The organism is Pseudomonas sp. MT3 (assembly GCF_054720805.1).
On the sequence record NZ_JBTVPY010000005.1, the window covers coordinates 83,698 to 99,411 of the forward strand.

Consider the following 15,714-nt stretch of genomic DNA (forward strand, 5'->3'; position numbering starts at 1 on the left):
CTGTAGGCGGAAAATGGTAGGCGGTCTCGAAACAAGGAACGGACTATGAATGCGGCTGCCCTGACGGCAGATTTCTCCGGCCTGGACAGGCCTCTCCCTCGAATCAAGGTTTTCCGCCTGCTGGGCCTGGCCGTACTGCTGGCGCTGGCCGGTTGCGGCACCCGCCAGGGGGCGCCCGAAGCGACTCCGGAGGAAGTGCGCGCGACGGTGGCGAAGTTGATGCCGGCGAGCGTCGCCGACCGTCCCGGCTGGGCGCGGGACATCCAGGTAGCGTTCAGCGCCCAGCGCATTCCGGCAACCGCCGAGAACCTCTGCTCGGTGCTGGCGGTGACCGAGCAGGAGTCCAACTACAAGGCCGACCCTGCCGTGCCCGGGCTGGGCAAGATCGCCCGTGGCGAGATCGACCGGCGCGCCGGCAAGCTGCATGTGCCGGGCATCCTGATCGACGCCGCGCTGAGCCTGAAGTCGCCGAACGGACGCAGCTACAGCCAGCGCCTGGCGGCGGTGCGCACGGAGAAGGAGCTGAGCGCGATCTTCGATGATTTCATCGGCAGCGTGCCGCTGGGCCAGCAGTTGTTCGGCCGCTTCAACCCGGTGCATACCGGCGGGCCGATGCAGGTCAGCATCGCCTTCGCCCAGGCCCACGCCGAGGACTATCCCTACCCGGTGGACGGCAGCATTCGCCGTGAAGTCTTCAGCCGGCGTGGCGGCATGTATTTCGGCATCGCCCACCTGCTCGGCTACCCGGTGGACTACCCGAAGCCGCTGTACCGTTTCGCCGACTTCAACGCCGGTTGGTACGCCAGCCGCAACGCCGCCTTCCAGCGTGCGGTGAGCGAGGCCAGCGGCATCACCCTGGCGCTGGACGGCGACCTGATCCTCTACGGCAGCTACGACGCCGGCAGCACGGAAAAGGCGGTGCGCACCCTGGCGCCGCGCCTGGGGATGAGCGAGGGTGAGATTCGTCGCGCACTGGAGCAGGGCGACACCCAGGCATTCGCCGAATCCAGGCTGTACGCCAAGGTCTTCGCACTGGGCGAGCGCGCCGCCGGCAAGCCGTTGCCTCGGGCGATCCTGCCAGGCATCACGCTGCACAGCCCGAAGATCACCCGCCAACTGACCACTGCCTGGTTCGCCCAGCGCGTGGATGAGCGCTACAAGCGCTGCCTGGCGCGGGCGCCGAAAAAGCCCTGAGCCGGAATCAGTCGCCCTCGGCGGGCTGGCAGATGCCGTTGGCGCCTTTGGGCCCGGTGTAGGACACGCTGGCGGTGCCGTCGTCGTTGAGGCTGATGGAGACGGTCACGCCTTCGCCCTTGGCCTCGATGTATTTGTCGTTGCTCTGCTTGATCCTGGCTTCCTTGCCGTTGATGTAGACCGGCCCGCCCTCGTCGGTGTGGATCTGGATGTCGTTCGGGCAGTCGTAGTTGAGCATGGGGATGGCGGCGACAGCGGGCTGCACGGCGATCAGCGACAACGTGGCGATCAGTAGCGATTTCATGACGTCTCCCGGACGAATGTGGACATGGCTCAGGGCCATGCGGACAACCTCAGCTTAGTGCAGCCTCCGCCGCGTGCTACAGCGGCAAGGGGCGCAGCCGCGTTGCCAGCTCCGGCTCGGTGCCGCGCAGGACCAGGCGGGTGATGGTCGCCGCCACCGCTTCGAAGTCGCTGGCGTCCGGTTGCGCCTTGCCGGTGATCATCGCGATCTGCCAGTCGAAATCCACGTAGGTACGGGTGGCCGCGGAAATGCTCAGCAGCAGGTGCTGCGGATCCACCGGGGCGAGCAGGCCACGGTCGATCCAGGCGGCGAGGCATTCCAGGCTGCGGAGGGATTCCGCGCGCAGGCGTTGCAGCCACTCCCGTGGCAAGTGCGGGGCGCCGTGGAGCATTTCGCTGGCGAAGACCTTGTAGGCCTGCGGCCACTGGCGGGCGATGTGCAGGCGCGCGCGGATGTGCGCGGGCAGCGCCAAGGCCGGGTCGTCGCACTCGCGCAGCAGGGCGGAGGCTTCCAATACCGCGCCCACCACGTTCTCCAGCAGGCGCAGGTAGAGGTTCTCCTTGCTCTGGAAGTAGTAGTAGACGTTGGACTTGGGCACCTCGGCGCGGCTGGCGATGTCTTGCGTCCTGGCGGCGCTGAAGCCCTTGTCGGCGAACTCTTCGCCGGCGGCGAGAAGGATGCGCTGGCGGTTGCGGTCGCGGATGCTGAGGGTCGACCTGTGTAGCGGGAACGCTTGTTGGTGGTGGTCGAGGTTGGTTTCATGGATCGGGGCAGCCGGATACGAGGATTCAAAATATACAAAGCTATATAGCGAATGGGTGCTTTTTCATAGGTTCGGGCTCTCACCAACGGGCCGTGCCGGGGCGCCTTCATTGTTCCGACACGGCACTGTCACAAACCTGGCGTATAAGGGCCGAATCCGCGTCCCGTGCCGAGGTAGTGATGACCGAGAAACGCCGAGTCCTGTTCGTCTGCATCGCCAACGATGCCCGCTCCCCGATGGCCGAAGCGCTGCTGCGGCATACCGATGCCGAGCATTTCGACGCCTGCAGCGCCGGAATCCACCCCAGCGCCATCGACCCGCGCGCCCGCGATGTCCTGGAGCACGCCGGCATATCCACCGAGGGGCTGCGCAGCAAGTCCATCGACGAATTTCGCGGCCAGCACTTCGATTACCTGATCGACCTGTGCGACAAGTCCAAAGGCGAAGGCGATGAGTTGCCCAGCTCCAGCGAAGTGATCGTCTGGAGTTTCGCCGACCCGACCACCAGCGAGCAGCACGATCCGTTCCGCCATACCCTGCAGGAGCTGAGCGATCGCCTGAAACTGTTCGAGATGGTGAAGAACCGTCCCTGAGGTTGTCGCCACACAGCAGAAAGCCCGCTGATCGCGGGCTTTCTGCTTGATGGGGCTGGTCCTTCAGCTGGGAGCATTCTCCGGGCGGCGCATGACAGCGCGGTGACGGTTACATGAAGCGATGATGGCGGCGAGCCATTTCTGTATCACTGATCTTCATGAGCATTATCGATCCCGACGAGTGGTCAGCCGGGGAGGGGGCCGATAGAGTCACGCTCAAAGTCCTGTCCGTGACGCCCGATCCATGTGGCGTCTGCGCGACCCGAATTGGAGTGTCCATGAAGAAGTCCCTGTCCGATATCGCTTTCTCCATGCTCGACCTGGTGCCCGTGCGCGACCAGGGCAGCGCCGCCGAGGCGCTGAACAACGCCGTCGAGGTCGCCCGGCACGTCGAGCGCCTGGGCTTTACCCGCTACTGGCTGGCGGAGCACCACAACATGGACGGCATCGCCAGCTCGGCCACCGCCGTGCTGATCGGCCACATCGCCGGCAAGACCGAGCGCATCCGTGTCGGCTCCGGCGGGGTGATGCTGCCCAACCATCCGCCGCTGGTGGTGGCGGAGAACTTCGGCACCCTGGAAACCCTGTATCCCGGCCGCATCGACCTCGGCCTGGGCCGCGCGCCCGGCGCCGACCAGGCGACCATGCGCGCGTTGCGCCGCGATCGCCTGGGCGATGGTGCGGACTTCCCCGAGCAGGTCGCCGAGCTGGAAATGCTCCTCGGCCCGCGCCGTTCGCAGCAGTCGCTGCTGGCGATTCCGGGGGAGGGCACCAACGTACCGATCTGGCTGCTGGGCTCGAGTCTGTTCAGCGCTCACCTGGCGGCGCAGAAGGGCCTGCCCTATGCCTTCGCCTCGCACTTCGCGCCGCGCTACCTGCATGACGCGTTGCGCATCTACCGCGAGAACTTCCAGCCCTCGGCGGTGCTCGACAAGCCCTACGCCATGATCGGCGTGCCGCTGGTGGCCGCGCCGACCGACGAGGAAGCCGAATACCTGGCGACCACCGCGTTCCAGCGCGTGCTGGCGCTGATCCGCGGCGACAGCCTGAAGCAGAAGCCGCCGGTGAAGAGCATGGCCGGCCTGTGGCTGCCCCATGAGCAGGACGCGGTGGGCAACTTCTTCGGCCTGGCGGTGATCGGCGGACCGGCGAAGGTGCGCAGCCGCCTGGAGGTCCTGCTGGAGCAGACCGGGGTGGATGAGATCATCTTCACCAGCGACATCTACGATCATGAATTGCGCTTGCGTTCGCTGGAGATCGTCGCCGGGTTGCGCTGAGGGCTTGGGTAGGGCGTACAGCCGTCCGCGGTTGAGTTCGAAGCGCCTGATCGGCCTTTTGTAGGAGCGAGCTTGCTCGCGAATGACTCCGCAGCGGGGCTCGTTCGCGAGCAAGCTCGCTCCTACAGGCAAACCGACCTTCGGCGTAATGAATGGGCACCCGCAGGAGCGGGCTCCGTCCGCGATTGACCTGGCCGGCCTGCGGCCGGGCTCCTACGGGGTCGTCAGGCCTGCCCGTCTTCCTTCTTCTTCAGCAGGTCGGCCAACCCGGCCAGGCCCTTGTGGGTGACCTTCGGGCCCTTGGCGCCGGCGTCGTTGTCGTTCTGGTAGTGCAGGTCCACCTGCCGCTGGTGTTCGTTGTCGTGGCAGTAGAGGCACAGCAGCTCCCAGTTGGAGCCGTCTTCCGGGTTGTTGTCGTGGTTGTGGTCGCGGTGGTGGACGGTCAGTTCGCTCAGGCGCTTGCCGCTGAATTCGCGACCGCAGCGGCCGCAGATCCAGGGGTACATCTTCAGGGCCTTTTCGCGGTAGCTGCTTTCGCGGCGGCGTTGGGCTTCGGCGAGGACGGCGTCGACTTTGCTGGTGGGCTGGTTCATGGCTCGTAGACAGAGTGCGGGATCGGACCTCCAGCATAAGTCCGGGCCCGCGCGCTGACTACGGCCTGGGTGTATCCGGGCGCGACCAGATCCACAGATTGCCAACCGCCATGCCGAGGATCATCGCATACAGCCAGAGGCCGTGGGGCAGGGTGATCAGCATGATCGCCAGCGCCAGGAGCATCGCCAGGCTGGCGCTGACCTTGGCGCGGCGGGCGACGGCCCGGCCGTTGCGCCAGTTGTGCAGGATGGGGCCGAACAGCCGGTGGTTCTCCAGCCAGGCGGACAGGCGCGGCGAGCTCCTGGACGCGGCCCAGGCAGCGAGCAGGACGAACTCGGTGGTCGGCAGGCCGGGCACCACCAAGCCCACCATGCCCACGCCGAGGCTGGTGTACGCGAGCAATGCAAACGCCAGCCGGACCAGTCGCGAGCGCGCGGGGCCGAAGGAGTTGGCGCGCGCCGTGTCGGCAGGCGCGCGCTCGGTGGCGTCAGGCGGTGGCGGGAGCACTGTCGTAGCTGTGCTGCAGCAGGTGGGCGAAACGTTCGAAGGCGGCGATGGCGCCGGCCTCGGCATCGCGTTCCTCGGCCTCGCTGAGTTCCAGCTCATCGAGGGCGCGGGTGAAGCGCTTCCAGCCTTCGGCGCGGCCGCCTTCGGGCTCACCCAGGTGGCGGGCGCCGGTGTTCTCGTCCAGGCCCAGCGCGGCGACACGCTTGATCAGGAAGGCGGCGCCGAGCTTGGAGCCTTCGGAGACGAACAACCAGCCCAGGGCGTGGGCGCGACTTGGCTTGTCGATGGCGCCGGCCACCGGCGAGGGGACTTCGGTGCCCAGGTCGGCCAGGTCCAGGCGCGCCTGTTCGGCGCGGCAGCGCTGCGCCAGGTCGGGAAAGATCCTGCCGAGTTCGGCGTCCTGGTAGAGCGCCTGGAGCTCGGACTGGAACAGGTACTGGGCGACCACGAAGCGGGCGAAGCGCTCGCGGCTGGAGAACGGCTCGCGGGCTTTCACGGCGTGGTCGAGGCGCTCGTGCGGGGCATGGGTCAGCGCGTTCAGGCGCTGCGAGCGCAGGGTGGGGAGTTCCACGGTTTTCATGTCCAATTCCTTGAAATTTCTGGGCTTTATTGACGAGACGAACGAGTTCGGGGAAAGCGTAAAGATTGTCGGGTGTTCAATGGGTGATGCCGGAGTGAAGCGGGTTCGCGAGCAAGCTCGCTCCTACAAAAGAACGGTCTCCTTGTAGGAGCGAGCTTGCTCGCGAACAGAGCCGGCAGAGGATTCACAAGGTGTCCCGTGGCAGCCCTACGCTCAGCGAGGGCGCTTGCGCATCAGATATCCCACACCAGGTTGATCGCGAAGTTGCGCCCCGGTTGCGTCAGGCGGTCGAGGTTGGCCGGGGCCAGCACCGAGGCTTCGCCGACGCCGTCGTAGCCGCGCACGTCATCCCACAGCCAGTACTTCTTGTCGGTGAGGTTGTACAGGCCGGCGTTGAGGGTCAGGTCGTCGGTCAGCTTGTAGTAGCCGGTCAGGTCGAGGATGCCGAAGCCCGGGGTCTTGAATTGGCTGCTGGTGCCATCCGGGGCATTGAACTGGCTGTCGTCCACGCGGGTCTTGCGCTTGACCAGGGTCCAGTCGAGCAGGGCGCCGTAGCGGCCGGCCTGTTCGTCGTAGCCCAGGCCGAACACGCCGGTGAGCGGGTTGACGCTGTTGATCGGCTCGCCGGTGTCCTTGTTGCGGCCGTAGGCATAGGCCACCGCGCCCTTGGCGTAGAGGCCCTGCGGCGCGCCGAAGGCGCCCAGCTCCAGGCGACCCTTCAGTTCCACGCCCTTGATGATGGCGTGCTTGATGTTGTTGCTGGTGAAGGTCGGCTCGCTGTAACCGGGGGTGATGGCGTCCTCGTTGATGAAGTCGCGGTACTTGTTGTAGAAGACCGCCACGTCGAACGAGCCTTCCTCGAAGTTGCCGCGCAGGCCGGTCTCGTAGCTCTGGCTGCGTTCCGGGTCCAGGTCGGGGTTGGGCTCGACGCGGTAGCCGGCGCCGGGGTTGTCGAAGCGGCCATACAGTGCTTTCGCGGTCGGGGTGCGGAAGCCCTGGGCGTACTGGCCGTACCACAGGTAGTTGTCGTTGAAGGCATAGGTGACGCCGAGCTTGGGCGAGAGTTGGTGCCAGGTCTTGTCTTCTCTGCTGACCTCGCCTTCGCCGCTCTGGTCCACGGTGTTGAGAAATTCCTCGGTGACGTGTGGCTTCAGGCGAGTGTAGTCGTAGCGCAGGCCGGGCAGGAAGGTCCAGGCGTTCCAGCGGATCTCGTCCTGGGCGAACAGGGCGTAGGTGTCGATGGTCGGGTCGGGAAAGTCGCTGCTGCGGGCCAGGCTGTCGCTGGCGACGGAGCTGGGCGCGCCGACGGCGCTGCAACCCCGGCCGAGCGCCAGGCAGGTGGCGGCGCCTTCGCGGTAGCCGGTGACCTTCTGCCGCTTGAGGGTGCTGCCGTAGGTCAGCAGGTGGTCGGTCTCGCCGAGGACGAAGGCCTTGTCCAGCTGCAGGTCGAGCACCCACTGGCGGTCCTTGTACAGCGTGTCGCGGGTGCGCAGCACCTGGCGGGTCATCGGGTAGTAGAACTCGTCGGTGCTCTGGTGGGTCTTGGCGACCTGGTAGTTGAAGGTCCACCTGGCGTGGTCTGCCACCGCGCTGTCGAGCAGCAACTGGTGCTCCAGGCCGAAGCGTTCGCGGGTGATGGTGTCGTTGCCGGTGCGCCACTGGTACATGCCGCCGGGCAGCACGCTGTCGGGGATGGTCGGCGCGCCGTTGTAGTACGGGCCGCCGTAGGCGCTCTTCTGGTCGGTGTCGACGTCGTCCTTGTACTTCTCGTAGACCAGGCCGAAGCGGCTGCCTTCGGCGTAGTTCCAGCCCAGTTTCGCCAGCACGTTGGTGGTGCGCACGTCTTCGGGGTTGGCTTCGGTGCGCGACAGGCCGGTGCCACCGTGGCTGCCGTAGGACTCGGTCTCGTGGCCGTTGCGCTGGCTCAGGTGCAGCAGGCCGTCGAAGTCGTCGTGGCGGCCGGCGACGGTGGCGGAGGTCAGCCAGCTGTCGTCGGCGGAGCTGTAGCCGGTCTTCAGGCGCGCGCCGACGTCCTGGCCGTCCTTGATGATGTCGTCCGGGTCGAGGGTGAAGTAGCTCACCGCGCCGCCGATGGCGTTGCTGCCGTAGAGGGCCGAGGCCGGGCCGCGCAGCACTTCCACGCGCTTGACGATTTCCGGGTCGACATAGTTGCGCTCGGTCTGCGCGTAGGGGCCGTTGAAGAAGCTGCTGGGGATCTCGACGCCGTCGATCTGCGTCAGCACGCGGTCGCCGTCGATGCCACGGATGTTGTAGCCGGTGATGCCGGCACGGTTGCCGGTGCCGCCGACGGAGACGCCGGGCATGTCGCGCACCAGCTCCTTGATGGTGTTGACGTTCTTGCGGTCCAGCTCGCTGCGCTCGACCACGTTCACCGTGCTCGGCACCAGGGTGGCGCTCTGCGCCTGGCGGGTGGCGGTGATGGTCAGCGGCTGCATTTCCGCCACGCTCGACAGGCTGCGTTCCAGTACCACGTTGCGCGGGCCGAGGGTGCGGGCGTTCAGGCCGGTGCCGGCGAGCAGGCCCTTCAGCGCCTGGTCTGCCGGCAGGCGACCGTTGATGCCGGGCGACTCGATGCCCTCGGCCAGCTCACCGGCGACGCCGACCTGCCAGCCGGTCACCGCGCTGAAGGCGTTCAGCGCCTGGGCCAGCGGTTGGCGGGGGATGTCGAAGCGGTAGCCGGCCTGGGCCTGGCTGCCCGCCGCCTCCGCCGCGAGGGCGGCGGTTGCCGGCAGGCTGGCCAGTCCGATGGACAGGGCCAGCAGCGAGATGCCGGCCGGTGCGGACAGGCGGCGCAAGGGGGCACGCGAAGAAGCAAAGGTCATCGAGGGGCTCTCTTAGTCAGTCATTGTTCGCATTCGTAAATGCGAATCTATTGCATTGGCTTCTGACTAAACGAACGAGCCGGCGCGATCGCGTAAAAATACTTTCTGTTCGGGAGGGGGATCAGTTGAAGACCAGCAGTTTCGGGTACTCGTGCAATTGCGCGGAGGTGATCCGTGCCAGCGAGCGAGCCACGCCCAGCGGGTCATCGAGGCGCCAGTTGCCGGTGACGCTGAGGTTGTCCAGGCGCTCGTTGGTGGTGACGATCCAGCCGGGGTAATAACGGCGCAGCTCGGCGATTACCTGGCTGAGCGGGCAATTCTCGAAGACCATGCGTCCCTTCACCCAGGCCAACTGCGATTCGGCCTCGGTGCCGTGCCGGCGCTCGCCGAAGCCCTGCGGGCCGACGCGGATGCTGTCGCCGGCGCCTAAGCTGACGCGGGCGTCGTCCAGCGGCGTGCGCAGGTCCACTTCGCCGCGCTGCACGCTGACTTCCGCCTCGTTGCCCAGGTAGCGCACGGCGAAGGCCGTGCCGCGTACCGTCACCTGTACCGGGCCGGCCTGCACTTCGAAGAGCCGGCTGCGGTCGTGGGCGACGTCGAAGTACGCCTCGCCGCGATACAGGTGGGCAATGCGCTGCTGTCCGTCGATGCGGCTGGAGAAGGCGGTGTCGGTATTGAGCAGGACCCGCGAGCCGTCCGCCAGGTTGAGGTTCTGCCGTTCGCCCACGGCGGTCAGGTGATCGGCGCGCAGGCGCAGCGGCAGGTCGCTCTGGAGTGCGACTCCCACCGCCAGGACCAGCGCCGCGGCGACGGCCAGCGGTTTCCACCCTCGCCGACGGCGAGGCGCCGCCGCGAGCCGTTGTTCCAGGCGCGCTGCCGCCGTGCTCAGCAGCGGCGATTGCCAGGCATCGCGCACCCGCTGGTAGGCCCGCGCGTTGCCTTCGCTGGCGGCGAGCCAGGCGTCGAAGCGCTCGCGCGTGCGGGCGTCCATGTCCTCCTCGAGTATCAGCCAGTCGAGGGCTTCGGCCATCTGCTGGTCGTTGGGCTGCGTGGCGTGGGGCACGGGGCGTTCCTCGGGGCGGTTCCGGGGTTGGAGGCCGCGTATTCTTGTCGAATCGGCAAGCGAACGGTAGTCCGTCATACCGTCTGCTCCAGGCGACTGACCAGGCCGACGCAGATCGCCATGATCAACTTCAGCTCCTTTTGCACCGTGCTGGGGGAGACGCCGAGCTGTTCGGCGATCTCCGCGTAGCCGCAGCCATGCAGGCGGCTGAGGATGAAGATGCGCTGCTGGCGTTGGCTGAGTTGGCCGAGGGTGGCGCCCAGGCGCTCCAGCAGTTTTTCCGCGTGCAGTTGGTCCTCGGCGCTGGAACCCGGCGCCGGTACGGCCTGCACGACGTCGACAGGCACGTCGTCGAGCAGCGTTCGCGATTGCATGCGCAGGTGGCGCAGGTGGTCCAGGGCGAGGTTGCGGCCGGTCTGGAAGAGGAAGGGTTCCAGGTGGTCGATGCGGCGTTCGAGCAGGGTACGGGCGACGCGCAGATAGGTTTCCTGTACCAGGTCTTCGGCGATGCTCGGGTTCTTCACCATCCGTACGAGCGTGCGCAGCAAGGGCAGGCGCTGGGCCAGGAAGACCGCGTCGAGGTTGGAAGTGCTCACAAAAGTGTCCAGCAAGAATAATTATCAAATGATAATCGATGTTATTAAGCTGCGGTTCATGGCACAAGCCCATCAGTGGTTCCGAATGTGTACCGGCCAATGAAAAAAGGGCGAGGCGCGCGGGGCGCCTCGCCCTTTCCCTCAGCCGGCAGGTGAGGGCAAAACGTCAGGCCTTGTCGGCCTTGCCCGCCGCCGCGGCGAAGCGCGCCAGGCGAACGTCGAGGTGGCGCGGACGGTGGCCGCGATCTTCGGCCCGCTCCTTGCGGCGGATGGCATTGCGCACCATCAGCGAGCCGACGTAGCGGATCGGCTCCGGCGGGAAGTGGCCCAGCGGCCCCTGGGTCAGCGGCGAGCGTGTCCACGGGTTGTCCAGGCCGAGCACCAGCGAGCTGAGGATCTGCCCGCCCATGTGGCAGGGGCCGACGCCACTGCCGGAGTAGCCGAAGCCGTAGAACACGTTGTCTGCTTCGCCCAGGCGGCCGAAGAACGGCAGGCCGGTCACCGAGCGATCGGACGGCCCGTTCCAGCTGGCGGCGATGGGAACGTCGGCGAAGGCCGGGAAGAACTCGCCCAGGCTCTCCCGGAGCAGGCCGAGATAGGGCGAGGGGCGGTCGAACACCGGCAGCATGCGCCCGCCGTAGGCGAAGGTGTTGCCGCCCTTGCCGAGCATGATCCGGCCGTCCGGAGTGTTGTGGTAGTAGTGCACGAAAATGCGCGAATCGAGCACGGTGACGCCGGAGGTCAGGCCGATCTCCTGCAACAGGTCCGGCCTGGGCTCGGTGATCACCATGTCGCTGGAGACGATGGCCACGCTGCGCTCGAACTGCGGGAAGGCGCGCGCCATCCAGGCGTTCATCGCCAGCACCACGCGGTCGGCGCTGACCGATCCTCCGGGGCTGTGCACGATGGCTGGCCGACCCTGGTCCAGCCCGTTCATCGGGGTGCCTTCGTACAGGCGCACCCCCAGTTGCAGCGCCACGTGGCGCAGGCCCCGCACCAGCTTGCCCGGCTGCACGCTGGCGGCGGCGGGGGAGAACCAGCCCTCCAGATGCTTGCGCGAGCCGGCCAAACGCTGCACGTCTTCCACTGGGCGCTTGCTGAAGGAGTTGATGCCGTGGCGTTCCAGTGCGGCGATGACGCCGTCGGTGGCGCCGACCTGGGCGGCGTTGGTGGCGGTGTAGAGCGTGCCGTCGAGGCGGTAGTCGGCATCCACGCCGTAGCGCTCGCAGAATGCGCCGATGGCGTGGATGCTCCGTTCCGATTCGGTCACCAGGCGGATCGCCTCCGGCAGGCCGAACAGCCGCTCCAGGGTGAAGAACTTGGCCGACCAGGACAATGCGCAGCCGCCATTGCGGCCGCTGGCCCCGGCGCCGCAGATATCGGCCTCGATGATCACCACATCGAGTTCCGGGTTCTGCTCCTTGAGCATGATGGCGGTCCACAGACCGGTGTAGCCGCCGCCGACGATGCAGACGTCGGCGCGGGTGTTGCCCTCCAGCGCCGCGGCGCGCTCGTTGTCCTGCTGCAGGGCCTGTTCAAGCCAGAAAGGACGCATGGGAATCTCCGTATTCAGTGTGGGGGCAGGGCGGCGGTGGCGATCGTCTGCGCGTGCAGGACCATTTCGGAGCGGCGCTGGACCACTCCAAAGCGTTCGATGTTCATGGACTGATGACCTGTAGGGCGGCTGGCACATCCCTGTGCCGGAAGATCAGGAGCGCGCCATGCGCACCTTGACCGAACGGTTGGGAACCTGGCTGGCGGCGGGCTTGGCACCCTCCGGCAGGCTGTTCCAGTGCGGCAGGAGAATGACGGCCGCGATCAGGGCGGTGACGGTGAAGCCGATGAAGACGGTGTAGGTATCGAAGTAGCCGGGCAGCAGGCCGCCGAGGATCGCGCCGACCGAGCCGCAGCCGTTGACGAAGCCGGCGGCGGTGGCGGCGGCCTTGCCGGTGCCGAAGTCGATGGCGGCCGAGCCGCTGATCATCGAGTCCGGTCCGTAGAGGGTCAGGCCCATCATGAACAGCAGGGCGAAGACCAGTGCGCTGCTGCCGGTCTGCATCGCGGGGACGAACAGCGCCAGGCAGGCGGTCAGGCCGATCAGGCTGATCACGCAGGCGGGCATGCGCCGTGCGCCGAAGATCCGGTCGGAGGCCAGGCCGATGAGGATCGGGCCGAGCAGCCCGGCGACCTCGAAGGCGGTGGGCAGCACCGCGGCGCCGACCTTGCCCAGGCCCGGCATGCGTTCATAGACGATCACCGGCCCCCACAGCAGGATCGCGTAGCGCGCCGGCTTGAGCAGGAAATAGGCCACGCCGAGGGTCAGCACGGTGCGGTTGCGCACCACCAGTGCCAGCGTCTCGCGGATACCGGCATTCTCGCCTTCGGGCTTGAAGCCGGCATAGCGCACCGCTTCGGGCTCGGCTTCCACCGGTGGCAGGCCGACGTCCTGGGGGCGGTTGCGCTGCAGGAAGATGAACAGCAGGGCGACGCCACCCACCACGGCGGCGCTGGAGTAAAAGGCCGCGTGCCAGGTGCCGAAGACCGAATACGCCCACCAGCCGGCGAATGGCGAGGCCACCAGGCCGCCGAAGGCATAGCAGGTGCTCCACAGGCCGAGGATGCGGCCGCGCTCGTGGGTGGCGAAGAAGCTGCCGATGTTCTTGCACAGGCCCGACCAGCCAGTGGACTGTGCCAGCCCCTGGACGACCATGCAGGTGGCGAAGACCGGCAGTGTCGCCCAGGTGCCCATGACCATCGCCGCGCCCGCCGAGATCAGCAGCCCGCCCAGCACCACGACGCGCGGGCCGAAGCGGTCGGCGAGCACTCCCCAGGTGAACTGGCCGACGGCGTAGGCGGCGAGGTAGGTTGCGTCGAGGTTGGCCATCATGGCCTTGTCGAGGTGGAACGTGGGGTCTTCGGTGATACCCAGCTTGGCCACCGAGAATGCCTTGCGGGTGAAATAGAAGGCCGCATAGGCCAGCCAGGTGATGGCGAAGATCTGCCAGCGCCAGCGCTGGATCGACGCCAGAGGCGAGCGGGGTGTTGCGTTGCCTTGTGGGGTAAGCATGTTCCGACCTCGTTGTTGTAGTTGTGCTGTGCCGGCAGTCAGTGAGGTAACGCCTTTCTTGTTCTTGTTGTGTCGAGCACTTCGCTCCAGTGCGGGTCAGGGGCGCTGGAGTCGTTGGACACCGTCGCCGGAAAGGGCGATGGAGGGATGGAAACAATTCCGAACAAATAACTGAAATCGATTTATCAAATTTTAAAAATAAGTTTTCCTTGTAGGATGTTCGTGTAAGACATTCGCGTTTGTTTACAGTGACCATATGGTCACTTTCTGTCTGGATGGCGAATAGCCGTCCGTCTGCCGAGGGTCGCCGCCATGTCCGTTTCCCATGCCCAACTCAAGGCGTTTCACGCAGTCGCCCTGCATGGCAGCTTCACCCGTGCCGCCGAACGCCTGTTCCTCACCCAGCCGGCGGTGTCCGACCAGGTGCGCAAGCTGGAGGAGCGCTACGGCGTGTTGCTGTTCCACCGCAACAAGCGCTCGGTGCGCCTGACCGAACTGGGCGAACGCCTGCTGGCGGTGACCCAAAGGCTGTTCGTGATCGAGGCCGAGGCCCAGGAGCTGTTGCTGGAATCCCGCGCGTTACAGACCGGCAGCCTGCTGCTGGCGGTGGATGCGGCGGTGCACCTGCTGCCCCAGGTGGCGTCGTTCTGCCAGCGCTACCCCGGCATCCGCGTGCGCATCGAGAGTGGCAACACGGACGAGTCCCTGCAGGCCCTGTTCGCCTACCGCGCCGACCTGGCCTTGCTGGGGCGGACGGTGGAGGATGAACGCCTGTTGTCCTTCACCCTGCGCAGCGACCCCATAGTCGCCTTCGTCGCCAACAGCCATCCCTGGGCGACGCGCGACTCGATCCGCCTGGCCGACCTGGACGACGCGCCGCTGGTGCTGCGCGAGCATGGCTCCGTCACGCGGCAGACCCTGGAGGAGGAGATGCGCAGCGCCGGCCTGCGGATACGCGCGGCCATCGAGGTGGAAGGCCGCGAAGCCGCCCGCGAGGCGGTGGTCGCGGGGATCGGCGTGGGGGTGGTGTCAGCCGCCGAGTTCGGCTCGGACAACCGTGTACATGCCTTGCCCATCGTCGATTGCGAACGACACATGAGCGAGACGCTGGTGTGCCTGCGCGAGCAGAGCACGCGGCGGATCGTGGCGACCTTCCTCGATCTGGTGAAGGAAGACTTGCCGGCGCCTCAACCGTAGATTTGGCCGGAGATGCGTGAGCAGGGTGCGTGGCGACCGTTCTCGAGCGGGTGAAGGGGGCGATTGTTCGCGAGCAAGGACCAGGCGTCCCCCTCGGTCCTACGAAGAGCGACGAGGCCCACGCGGAATCCCAATCGGCACGAACCCTGTAGGAGCGAGCTTGCTCGCGAACCCGCATCCCACGAAGTACCTGTCAGTCCTCCGCCAACTCCAGGAACGCACTCACCACCCGCAATCCCCGGCGTCGTTCCAGGCAGCCGATGGCGTGGCGGTTGAGCAGGCCATCGCCGCTCAGGGGGATCGCCTTCACCCGCGGATCCGGGCTCACTTCCATCGATGACACGATGCCAATCCCCAGCTCGGCCGCCACCGCCTCGGTCACCGCCTCGCGGCTGTCCAGCTCCAGCAGCACGCGGGGGGCCACCGAGGCCGCCGAGCAGGCCGCATCGAAGGTGCGGCGGGTGATGGAATCGGGTTCGCGCAGCACCATGATCTGCTGGTGCAGCTCATTCAGCGGCAACCTGCCGATGTAGTCGTGCCAGGGATGGCTGGCCGGCACCAGCGCGCAGATGTGCGACTCCACCAGCTCGCGCAGGAACAGCCCGGCGCGCGGTTCCACTTCCGTCAGCACGGCGATGTCGACGTGCTCGTCGAGCAGCGCGGCGAGGGTTTCCTGGGCATTGCCCAGGCGCAGGTTGACGGTGATGCCGGGGTAGCGCGCGCGCAGCCGGGCGAGCATCGGCATCACCAGGTGCGGGCCGTCGGCGGCCACTTCGATGCGCCCGGTCACCAGCTCGCGGCTGGCGTCGAGCATGGCCTCGGCTTCTTCCTCCAGGGCGAACAGGGTGCGGCTGATGGCCGACAGGCGCACGCCGTCCTCGGTGAGCTCCACGCCGCGCGCGGTGCGGCGGAACAGGTTGACCTGGTAGTGCTCCTCCAGCGCCTTGACGTGCCCGGTCACGGCCGGCTGGCTGATGAACAGGCGCTCGGCTGCGCGGGTGAAGCTGCGTTCGCGGGCAACGGCGTCGAAGGCGCGGAGTTGGAAGAGGTTCATAAGGTATAGGTCCGGCTTATGCAGTGCATCGTGATAAACAATTTGAACGATATCAGGCTCCCCGGCAAGTTATGTCCAGGCC

15 protein-coding genes are annotated in these 15,714 nt (G+C 66.8%); 4 read left to right on the plus strand and 11 right to left on the minus strand.

From position 1 onward, the window contains the following. The first annotated feature begins 45 nt into the window (after positions 1 to 45). Entirely contained in the window at positions 46 to 1,194 is a 1,149-nt protein-coding gene (locus tag ACYCAX_RS06965) for a DUF1615 domain-containing protein (protein WP_460247674.1), read from the plus strand. Between the two features lie 7 nt (positions 1,195 to 1,201). On the opposite strand, the gene ACYCAX_RS06970 is transcribed toward ACYCAX_RS06965, so the two are convergent. Further along, a complete protein-coding gene (locus tag ACYCAX_RS06970) occupies positions 1,202 to 1,498 on the minus strand; it encodes a hypothetical protein (protein ID WP_015476972.1) in 297 nt (98 codons plus the stop codon). Positions 1,499 to 1,574: 76 nt separating this feature from the next. Next, positions 1,575 to 2,264: a TetR family transcriptional regulator C-terminal domain-containing protein gene (locus ACYCAX_RS06975; RefSeq protein ID WP_460247734.1), complete on the minus strand. Its 690-nt coding sequence runs from the start codon at positions 2,262 to 2,264 to the stop codon at positions 1,575 to 1,577. A gap of 176 nt (positions 2,265 to 2,440) precedes the next feature. Here ACYCAX_RS06975 and ACYCAX_RS06980 point away from each other — a divergent pair, with 176 nt between their 5' ends. Both ACYCAX_RS06980 and ACYCAX_RS06985 read left to right on the plus strand, forming a co-directional pair. Further along, positions 2,441 to 2,854, plus strand: a complete 414-nt coding sequence (locus ACYCAX_RS06980) for an arsenate reductase ArsC (RefSeq protein ID WP_460247675.1) — start codon at positions 2,441 to 2,443, stop codon at positions 2,852 to 2,854. 278 nt (positions 2,855 to 3,132) lie between these two features. Beyond that, entirely contained in the window at positions 3,133 to 4,131 is a 999-nt protein-coding gene (locus ACYCAX_RS06985; protein ID WP_015476975.1) for an LLM class flavin-dependent oxidoreductase, read from the plus strand. A gap of 224 nt (positions 4,132 to 4,355) precedes the next feature. Here the strand turns inward: ACYCAX_RS06985 and ACYCAX_RS06990 are convergent, their stop codons facing one another. The 8 genes from ACYCAX_RS06990 to ACYCAX_RS07025 form a co-directional block, all read right to left on the minus strand. Next, positions 4,356 to 4,724 carry a YajD family HNH nuclease gene (locus ACYCAX_RS06990; RefSeq protein ID WP_294974689.1) on the minus strand — a complete coding sequence of 123 codons (369 nt, stop codon included), beginning with the start codon at positions 4,722 to 4,724 and terminating at the stop codon, positions 4,356 to 4,358. A 58-nt stretch (positions 4,725 to 4,782) separates the two neighbouring features. Further along, positions 4,783 to 5,148, minus strand: a complete 366-nt coding sequence (locus ACYCAX_RS06995; protein ID WP_460247735.1) for a YbaN family protein — start codon at positions 5,146 to 5,148, stop codon at positions 4,783 to 4,785. Positions 5,149 to 5,212: 64 nt separating this feature from the next. After that, on the minus strand, positions 5,213 to 5,812 hold the full coding sequence (locus ACYCAX_RS07000; RefSeq protein WP_294974685.1) for a biliverdin-producing heme oxygenase: 600 nt from the start codon (positions 5,810 to 5,812) through the stop codon (positions 5,213 to 5,215). A gap of 233 nt (positions 5,813 to 6,045) precedes the next feature. Continuing rightward, positions 6,046 to 8,655, minus strand: coding sequence for a TonB-dependent receptor (locus ACYCAX_RS07005; protein ID WP_460247676.1), 2,610 nt, complete (start codon positions 8,653 to 8,655; stop codon positions 6,046 to 6,048). A gap of 121 nt (positions 8,656 to 8,776) precedes the next feature. Next, complete coding sequence (locus tag ACYCAX_RS07010; protein WP_442961254.1) at positions 8,777 to 9,796, minus strand: FecR family protein; 1,020 nt, start codon at positions 9,794 to 9,796, stop codon at positions 8,777 to 8,779. Further along, entirely contained in the window at positions 9,793 to 10,314 is a 522-nt protein-coding gene (locus ACYCAX_RS07015; RefSeq protein ID WP_015476981.1) for an RNA polymerase sigma factor, read from the minus strand. The genes ACYCAX_RS07010 and ACYCAX_RS07015 overlap by 4 nt, the downstream gene beginning before the upstream one ends. 166 nt (positions 10,315 to 10,480) lie before the next feature. Continuing rightward, positions 10,481 to 11,875: an FAD-dependent oxidoreductase gene (locus ACYCAX_RS07020; protein ID WP_177324598.1), complete on the minus strand. Its 1,395-nt coding sequence runs from the start codon at positions 11,873 to 11,875 to the stop codon at positions 10,481 to 10,483. A 147-nt stretch (positions 11,876 to 12,022) separates the two neighbouring features. Beyond that, positions 12,023 to 13,381, minus strand: a complete 1,359-nt coding sequence (locus tag ACYCAX_RS07025) for an MFS transporter (RefSeq protein WP_015476983.1) — start codon at positions 13,379 to 13,381, stop codon at positions 12,023 to 12,025. A gap of 312 nt (positions 13,382 to 13,693) precedes the next feature. On the opposite strand from ACYCAX_RS07025, the gene ACYCAX_RS07030 reads away from it, so the two are divergent. Beyond that, positions 13,694 to 14,578, plus strand: a complete 885-nt coding sequence (locus ACYCAX_RS07030) for a LysR substrate-binding domain-containing protein (RefSeq protein WP_015476984.1) — start codon at positions 13,694 to 13,696, stop codon at positions 14,576 to 14,578. A 193-nt stretch (positions 14,579 to 14,771) separates the two neighbouring features. Here ACYCAX_RS07030 and ACYCAX_RS07035 read toward each other — a convergent pair whose 3' ends face one another. Continuing rightward, entirely contained in the window at positions 14,772 to 15,632 is an 861-nt protein-coding gene (locus ACYCAX_RS07035) for a LysR substrate-binding domain-containing protein (RefSeq protein ID WP_460247677.1), read from the minus strand. Positions 15,633 to 15,714 lie beyond the last annotated feature (82 nt).